Here is an 8,928-nt window from a genome sequence, read left to right as displayed (position 1 = left end):
CATGCTCGGTGCGAATCGCGCGATTGTCACAGCTGGGACGCCTTATTTGGGTGTGCGAATGTTCTCGTTTGCATTTACGATGTTCACCGTCGTGTTTTTCGCGTACATGCGCGCGGTTGGTGATACGCGGACGCCGATGATCATCTCCATCATTACGAATGGCTTGCTCATTGTCTTGACCTATTTCTTGACGTATGGCGTATTGGGTTGGCGCGGATTTGGTTTACAGGGCGCCGCCTGGAGTATGGTCATTACGGAGGGACTTGGATTCATTCTCAGTCTCATCGTCTATTACGGAGGGTATGCAAAGCGATTCGCGACGCGTACCTGGTATGGGATAGAGTGGTCGCGCATTCGGCTGCTCGCGAAGGAGAGTATCAAACTGAGCGTCATGGAGTTGTCAATGAGCCTTGGTATGCTTATTTTTACGATGTGTATCACGCGACTGGGCACGACAGCGGTGGCGGCAAACGAAATTGCGCTCAATATCTTATCGCTCGGGTTTATGCCAGCGAACGGATTCGGCGCTGCAGCGACTGTCATTGTTGGGCAGGACATCGGGGCGGGGGCTCCGGCACAGGCCAAAAAGGGCGGTTTGTTGACGGCGGCTGGCGGCCTGATTTTCATGGCGCTGTTCTCCATCTTTCTGTGGTTGTTTGCGCTGCCGGTCTCTAAGATTTATACGTCTGATCCGGCCGTGTATCTACTGTCCATCTCACTGATTCACATTGCGTCGTTCATCCAGCTGTTTGATGGCGCCAATATTATTTTTGCCGGCGGCCTGCGTGGCGTGGGAGATACGACCTATTTGTATCGCATGTCGTTGATTTCCAACTGGCTGGTGTTTATCCCACTGACGCTTATCTTGGTATGGGTCGTTCACTTGGGGCAAGTTGGTGCGTGGATTTCGCTCGCCACATTAATTGTCCTGCTGGGCGCGGGCAATGCAGTGCGCTATTTGACACTGGATTGGGGCTCGGTATCGGTGATTCGTTCGGGGCCAAGTGTCGATTAGGGTTAAGGAAGGGCAGCGCCCGGAGAAGGTGCGTTTTGCACATTTGCCGGGCGCTGTTTCTATTTACACGCGAGTGACTGGAAGTTTTTCATATGCAACGCGTGCCAACTGTCGCGACAAGCGCGTTACGCCTTGGCCAGTTCTTCGAAAAGTAGGCAGTATGCGCGTTGGATTCGCGCGAAGTTGTGTAAATCGTAGTGTTCGTTTGGAGCATGGGCGTGATCATTCCCAAGCGACGCGCCGAGCGTGATGGTCTCCACACCGAGCGCATCTTTTAGTAGGGCGGTCACCGGCACGGTACCGCCGCCGCGGACGCGTACGGGCGGTTTGTCCGACACGGCAGACAGTGCGCGCTCCAGTGCCAATAGTCCCTCGTGATGGCGCGGGATGACATATGGTTTGGCGTCTCCTGCAAACGTTTCGACTGTTACGTCGACCGCTTTTGGCGCATGCTGATTGATATGCGCGATGAGCAGCTGCCGGATTTTTTCAGGCGTCTGGTCGGGGACCAATCGGCAGGTGATTTTGGCTGTAGCTTCGCGCGGAATTACCGTTTTTGTCCCTTCGCCTTGATAACCACCGTAGATGCCGTTGATTTCCAGCGTGGGCCGCATCGTATTTCGCTCAACAGGGCTGTACGCCGGTTCTCCGAAAAAGTCCTTAATCCCGGTGTTTTCCTTATACACTTCAGGATGAAATGGGTATTGACTGAGCTCTTTTCGGTCGTCGTCGGTGATGGGGCGCACGTCGTCATAAAATCCATCTACCAAAATGTGGCCCTCGCTGTCGCGCATGGAGTCGAGTAGGGCGACAAGTGCATGAATGGCGTTTGGCGCCATGCCGCCGGCCCCTCCGGAGTGCAAATCTGTCTTGGCGCTTGTGACGTGAATTTCAATGGCTGTTAATCCGCGCCGTCCGACGTTCATGACGGGGGCTTCTTCCGATCCGACACCGCCGTCTGCACACACGACTATATCGCAAGCAAGCATATCACTGTTGGACTGGATGAATGGCTCCAACGATGGGCTTCCGATTTCCTCCTCGCCCTCGTAGAGAAATTTGATATTGATGGGGATTTCGCCCGTTGAGCGGAGCAGCGCTTCACAAGCGAGAATCGGCAACAGCACATTTCCTTTCATGTCTGAGGCACCCCGTGCGTAGACCGTGTGGTTTTCGATGTGTGGCTCGAACGGGGGATGGGCCCATTGTTCGAGCGGGTCAGCCGGTTGCACATCGAAATGTCCATAGATAAGCACCGTCGGACGTCCCTTTGCGTGCAGCCAGTCTGCATAGACGATGGGATGACCGCCTGTCTCCATGATTTGCACGTGTTCCATGCCAGCCTGCTGCAGCCGGTTGGCGGTCCAACGCGCGGCGCTCCGAACCTCTTCGCGGTAGGCGGAATCCGTTGAAATGCTAGGAATCCGCAGCAAGTCCACAAGTTCCTCGGTAAACCTGGTCTGATGTTCGTCCAAATAGCGTTGCCAATCTTCCATATCATCACTCCTTTTGGCAATTTGGTCACGGAATACTCAGTTGCTGAGTCTTTCCTCGGATGTAGGACACATGAGATAGTCTATGACGTCAATTCACCACAATTCTAGCAACTTCAAAGTGTCGGAGATAGGGGGTCGCTATTGCGGCAGGTGGACGAATTGTTCCAGGGTCGTCCAGACGGTTCCCGCATTATCCGCCAATGGGATGCCTTGAACGGTGACTGGCAGGACCGTTTGCCCCTGCTTTTCTGCAGTCACTTGATACTGTTGCCCAGTTGTCGTGATAAAGGTTAGCGTCGCCTTTGTGTCCAGGATTGACGCGGGTTGGTTTGGCGCGTTGCTCACGGCGGTCGTTGTCGCGCCTGATGGCGCACCCTCCACGCCTTCTGCCGCCACGTTCGTCAACCCGTTAATGGCTGCGACCAGTTTTTGAATGGTGGTGGCATCGGTAATCCTTATCGACGAATGGTCCGAATTTTCCTCTGAGTTGCCAGAAGCGGCGCTGTTAGCTGTGGATGATCCGGTTGCCGATCCGGCGACGGTCACGTCGACCTCAGAGATATTGGAAGGGAGATAGGTGTCCTGTGGCCTTGGAGGCAGGACGACATCCGTTACCCAGTAGTCGACCAGCGTTTGTCCATTGTCGATAGGTTCAAAGCTGACCGTGACGGAAAGTGGATCCACACTTTGTTGTGAGGTGGGCGCAAAAATCAGACTTTCGGAATAGGTTCCCGTTTTAAAGTTGCCCGTTTGCCCTGAGCCGACTTGATGATATCCCTGTGTGGGAAATGCCTGTTTGTACCACGCCTCGACGCTGTCCATGGGGGCTTGTATCGTATACTCGGCTGAGCCTGTCTGAACGTAATCTTCGACGGGTACGTCGTGATTTGCTTCAGGAAAAGCCTGTGTCGACGATTGGAGCGACGAAATGAAGGGCAGGGTGAGGGTCACTGGCGACGCAGGCGGGACGGGTGGCGTTGGCAATCCCTCATCTTGGGCGTCCACGTTTGCCAGGGTTAACGAGAACGTCGTATTGAGTGGATAAGGAACTGGGTTCGCGTTTGTGGTTTGAAATGGATTTGTAAAGGTCCAGGCAGATCCGTTCCAGGTGCTGGAGATTCCCAACGATTTGAATGTTTTCATCACGTAGTAGACTGGTAAATAATCCTCTGTGCTCTGTCCCTTTTGTTGAAGCACGGGTGCATATTGAACCGGTTTGAAATTGACTAAGGTGATAAACTGATTCTCTTTCGGTGCGTGGTAGGATAGCGTCTGTTCGCTGGGCGCCGTTGATCCCACTGGTAAGAGCAACTGCAGTTGGTTGACGCCGTTTATCCAATGGGCGTCAAAGCCGAGATTGCGCGCGATGGTTTCTACGTCCATTGCGGGCAGCCAACTAGTCTGTTTGCCTGTGACCGGGTCGGGTGCCACGATGGATGGGATGGATAAGACCTGTTTGCCGGAAATCGAGATGGGAATCTTGTGTTGCGTGGTTGCAGCGTGCACGGATGGTGTCATCAAGAACGGCGTGGCGGCCATCGCTGTGATAGCGAGTGGTAACAGTCGGCCGCGGGTGGTCATTGTGTGCATGTGGTTTCCCCCTTTAACGTAAATTGCTATTTTCTCCTTCTGTTATAACGTATGAGTGGTGGGGTACGTTACAAGTTTCCCGAAATTTAGAGAGAAAGCGGCGGGCAAACAAACGAAAACGCGGATTCCCCTGACTGCGTGCTAAAAAATGCCATTTTCTCATTTCCTAAAAATCCACTATGATTAAGGGGATATTGGGGTGGTAAGCAAGGTGAAAGAGATACCAATGCGTTTTTCCATACGAACCAAGACACTACTGGTCCTGGTGAGTGTGATGGTTATGATTCTCGTGCTCAGTAACGCGCTTTACTACTGGTCGACTCAGTCGATTCTCGAGCAGCGAATCACCGAGCAGAATCGCTTAGTTTCGCAACAGCTCAATTTAGAGATTGGTCAGGCTAGGCGCGGTGAAACCTATATCGACAATTTACTTGGGACAGAGTTGCGTATGGCGGCTATCGCGGCTGAGCACCAACTGAATCCTGATGCCGCGAAAGTGACTAACGCGCAATTGCGCACGGTGGCTAAAAATGTCGGTGTCAGCGAGATTACACTGTTTCAGCCGACAGTCGATGACATTGTCGGGGTGAAATCGTCAGATCCGAAAGAAGTGGGATTAAGTACGAAGCAGATGAATCTGTGGTACAAGGCTTTTCAAGATCTTTTAAAAGGAAAGCCGCAATTGTCGACATACGGTACGGCGATGAAAGACTTTTGGACAGGCCCGTTTGCGAATGCCACGTCTGATCCGACGAAGGTGGATAAGTGGGGGTATTATTATGACGGGTCAACCAATTATATTATTGATCCGTTTATTGAAAGCTCATCCCTCGAAGACTACGCCGATGACGTGGGGACGGATACGTTTATTCAGCAACTCCTCAAGTCAGAGCCCGCGATAGTCGGGCTGACCGTCTTGAATCAGAATTTCGGCACGAAACCGATTCAATATCGGTATAAACAGACGTCTTGGGTGGACGTGGCTAATCAACCTGTCATGTATGGCAAGTACACCTATCAAAATAGACCCCTTGACGTTGCAGAGAAAAATGCCGCGTTGCGGACGCAAAAAATCCAGACTGTGCTTGACGATGTCCACGGCCATAAGGTCGTGAAGACGTTTATGCCGGAGTCCCAGAGCGGCACAAAGTATGTCGTGGAAGTGGTGACGGATTACGGTACGATTACCCGCACGTTGCACAAGCAGTTGCACAACAGTTTAATGATTTCGCTTGTCCTATTGATTCTCATCGTGGTGATTGCGTATTTCGCGTCGAGTTTGTTGATTCGTCCGATTCGCGAGATTGCGGATAAGGTCAATCGGTTGGCTAATCACGATTTCAATGAGCCGGTCGTCGTTCGACGTAATGATGAAATTGGAGATCTGGCCAATCGTGTCAACGTCATGTCGAGAAGTTTGTACGATTACCTGCGAGAGTGTATTCGCCGAGAGCGGGGGCAGGGTGTCGATTATATGCGGTTGGTGACACAGGCGATGGTGCATGAGTTGAAGACGCCGCTGGTTGCGATGAAGTTTGCGCTTGATTTTCTGCCGAAAGTGGAGCCAGAACTGTCGGAGCGTGGCGTCGAATTGGTGCACCGCATGAAATTGGCTGGTCAGCATGCGGACAATGTCGTGCACGAATTTAACGAGTTTCTGAAGAATGGGCATGTCGTTTTTCAAAGCGTGCCGGTGGTCGATATTGTACGCGATGCACTCCGCATTGTTGGGCCGATTGCAGATAAGCACGGCGTGTCGACGCAGCTGCAGGTTGCCGAGGACGCTTACGACGTTACAGCATCGGTCGATAAAGAAAAGTTATGCATGGTACTCGTCAATCTTATGAAAAATGGGATTGAGGCAATTTCACCGGACGCGCTGCACAAAAGTGTCTGCGTTAAGTTACATGTTGTCGACAATTACATTCATCTCGATGTGCAAGATTCCGGAACCGGTATTCCGAAGGACGAGTGGGAGACTATCTTCACGCCGTTTCGTTCGTCTAAACAGAATGGGGTAGGACTAGGGCTCGCCTTTTGTGGGTTTATCGTGCTGGCACACGGTGGACATATTGGCGTCCAGGATAGTGATGAAACCGGCACGACGATACGGATTACACTGCCGATTGCGCATGAAACCCATTAATTGGATGGCGTGAATGGGATGAATTTGCATCGTGTAGCTCAGTCCGTCGACGCCGCGCCTTTGATGTGTGCAGGGGTGACGACGTTTGGGGCGTTGCGTAACAGTGCGGCTCGCGCGGACGCGATAAAGAGGCTTTGGCACTGAAACTTGGGGCCCATCGGTACATTGATACTCTGTCGGAGGATGAGGCAAAATGTCTGCAGGAAATGGGTGGTCCGCGGTCCGCGGTTGGACGGCAGGTCAAGCAAAGGATTCTGAGGAAACGATTCGTTTTAGCGTACTGACGATGTGAACGATCACTGTGGCGCTGACAGGCGGTGTCGATGGGCACCGCCTGTCAGTTGTGTGACCCTGTGCGGGTTAGGCGTCCTTTTCTTCGGCAATTGATTTTACGAATTTGTTGAAGTCTACTTCGATATCAGATTGAGGTAGACCGGCGATATGCACTTTGCCGTGCAGCCGTGTACTGACCATATGCGCGATTTGTAAATCCTCTAACCGCACACCTTCGGTGCGGCACAAACAGGCGGATAATTGGTTCTCCGTACGTTTATCGGCCTCCACGTGGATTTCCACATGGACTGGATAGACGCGGCCCGATTGCTTACTTTTGACCCGCGTGTCGCCCGCCCATGTGAACGATGCCCCATTCTGCTGAAAAGGTGCGGGATTCTCTCTGAGACATTTCTCTACAACCCACTTTTGCAACGCTGGTTTAGCCAACCCAATCACCTGCCCAAAAGAGTACCTAATTACGACACAACGACGTTAGGTGATTCTTCTCGTCTTTGTATCGTATCCACGAAAATGTGGCGTTATCACGACAATGTGTGCACTATGTGTGCCGATGGCGCGCGATTATGAGAATATCACAGGGGACAGAAATTGCGCAGCTTGACAAATGTCATTCATTGCCTGGACACAAAGCCCCCACACCGGGACACTGGGTACCGTAATTTCTATATGGCGAGTTGCGATAGACTAACTTTTCTGTCGACTAGGCGGTTATTGTGTCGATTTCCTGTTAGACTGAAGAGGTGTGTTTCATCGCGATGGATGGATTTGCAGTTGTGATGCCCGCTATGTTATCGGCACGGTCACCCTGGTGACTGTGTTTAAACCCTATGAAAAGGTGAATGCTCGTGCAAGATGCCAAGCTTAATTCGAATCCTCTGATTCGGTCTGTGATTCATACATCGTTTCGTACTGCTGTCCGCGATCTCGGTTTCCCCGAGATACCCAAGGACTCGTTTCAGCGAGAGATTTTACCGTATTTACGGGCCCCCGGAAGCCTCTTTGACGATAGCCCGGAAACGCTCGAAAAACTGTGGAACGCCATCCTTCGCGGCGAAGTCGTGGTGACGGAGATGGAAGGCGACACCATTGTGTTCTACGTGCGCGGGTCCGTCGGACAACGGGTGCTGGACGTGCGATTGGCGTGGCATGATTTACAATGGCACGTCACATCCGTGGTGTCGATGTACCATCGACCACTCCTGCGGTGGAATTGGTTTTACCGGATTGCATTTGCCGTATCCGTGGTTGTTGCTGGGATTATCGGTTATGCGGTTCACACCCCGCAATCGACTAGCAAATCTGTCTCGGCTTCGACTGGACAATGGGACAGCGCGACTACCGGTGTCGGCCAAGCCAAGACCACAGTGAATACAGCGACGAATCCGACCCCCTCAGCCGGACCACAGACTGGAAATGACACGAGCGCCGCGAGTGCGGCGAGTGACAATCCGACGTCTAGTTCGACGGGCAATTCCACTGGTGGCAGCGGCGCAGGTCATTCTACGTCATCGACTGCTTCTGCCTACACGTTCACATTGCGACCAGGGATGTCGATTCACGACTTGTCTGTTTTCTTACATGCGCATCAGTTGATACATGAGCCAGCGATACAGTTTGACATGGTACTCAAGAACGCAGGTTTAGATAGGACGATCCGCCCCGGGCGCTATACCTTTAAACCCGGGATGACGAAGAGCCAAATTCTGCACGTCATTCAGTCGGGCCCATCTAAATCTAAGTAGACGCGGTGAACACGCGGCTTACGGGTGAGTGGCGGCATCGGGCACGGGAGTGGGTGGGTGTGGCGCCGTTGAGCACGGGAGCCGGGAGCTGGAGCAACTTAGGTAGGATATGTGCCCGATTTTCGGATTTGCGAGGGATCTGATGGATTGAAGGCACGAGAAATACCTTATCTTCCTAGCGCATGCATAGTTCGCTATGATTTCACCGAACCGTCGCCTGTGGGATGTCGTCAAATTTTGAATTGACATGCAGGAAAACGTCAACTTATGTCGAAGATTAGGGACTTAAGAGAAGAAAATATAAGTCGGGTTTGAGAGGTCGAGAATGAACAGCAAGCTAAAAGGAATATCCGCAGGAATTTTGCTGATAGGTACGTTTGCACTTTCCGTCCCTTCTGCGAAGGCTGACACGTTATCACAAGACAATCAGAAGTTGCAGCAGTTGCAAGATGAGCAGTTGCAGGTGCAAAGTCAAATTAGTCAGTCCCAAATGAAAGCCGCGACGCTTAAGAATGCAATTGCAAGTTATGACAACGCCCTACATAGGGGCTGCTGAATGATCTATGCAACAACCTTGCTTATGTCGAAATCCGTTCCGAAGAGTTCATCGAGTATGAGCCAAAAAAGAAGCCGTAACCTCTT

Annotated in this window: 7 protein-coding genes; 4 read left to right on the top strand and 3 right to left on the bottom strand. The window is 52.0% G+C overall.

Annotated features, from left to right (window positions below; all coding sequences use genetic code 11):
* A partial coding sequence (locus J3482_RS18760) for an MATE family efflux transporter (RefSeq protein ID WP_206922921.1) occupies window positions 1-1,015 on the top strand: 1,015 nt, incomplete at its 5' end.
* A gap of 125 nt (window positions 1,016-1,140) precedes the next feature.
* Here J3482_RS18760 and J3482_RS18755 read toward each other — a convergent pair.
* Complete coding sequence (locus tag J3482_RS18755) at window positions 1,141-2,511, bottom strand: dipeptidase (protein ID WP_146823822.1); 1,371 nt, start codon at window positions 2,509-2,511, stop codon at window positions 1,141-1,143.
* Window positions 2,512-2,649: 138 nt separating this feature from the next.
* On the bottom strand, window positions 2,650-4,101 hold the full coding sequence (locus J3482_RS18750; RefSeq protein WP_206922920.1) for a hypothetical protein: 1,452 nt from the start codon (window positions 4,099-4,101) through the stop codon (window positions 2,650-2,652).
* A 211-nt stretch (window positions 4,102-4,312) separates the two neighbouring features.
* Between J3482_RS18750 and J3482_RS21670 the strand changes: the two genes are divergently transcribed.
* Complete coding sequence (locus tag J3482_RS21670) at window positions 4,313-6,247, top strand: sensor histidine kinase (protein WP_206922919.1); 1,935 nt, start codon at window positions 4,313-4,315, stop codon at window positions 6,245-6,247.
* A gap of 360 nt (window positions 6,248-6,607) precedes the next feature.
* Here the strand turns inward: J3482_RS21670 and J3482_RS18740 are convergent, their stop codons facing one another.
* Window positions 6,608-6,970: a hypothetical protein gene (locus J3482_RS18740; RefSeq protein ID WP_146823643.1), complete on the bottom strand. Its 363-nt coding sequence runs from the start codon at window positions 6,968-6,970 to the stop codon at window positions 6,608-6,610.
* Between the two features lie 419 nt (window positions 6,971-7,389).
* Here J3482_RS18740 and J3482_RS18735 point away from each other — a divergent pair, with 419 nt between their 5' ends.
* Entirely contained in the window at window positions 7,390-8,286 is an 897-nt protein-coding gene (locus J3482_RS18735; protein WP_146823641.1) for a hypothetical protein, read from the top strand.
* Between the two features lie 325 nt (window positions 8,287-8,611).
* Window positions 8,612-8,842 carry a hypothetical protein gene (locus J3482_RS18730; RefSeq protein WP_206922918.1) on the top strand — a complete coding sequence of 77 codons (231 nt, stop codon included), beginning with the start codon at window positions 8,612-8,614 and terminating at the stop codon, window positions 8,840-8,842.
* Window positions 8,843-8,928 lie beyond the last annotated feature (86 nt).

This window comes from Alicyclobacillus suci (assembly GCF_017329615.1).
GTDB lineage: Bacteria > Bacillota > Bacilli > Alicyclobacillales > Alicyclobacillaceae > Alicyclobacillus > Alicyclobacillus suci.
Note: the sequence above shows the minus strand (reverse complement) of the source record. Positions and strands in the feature narration are given on the sequence as shown.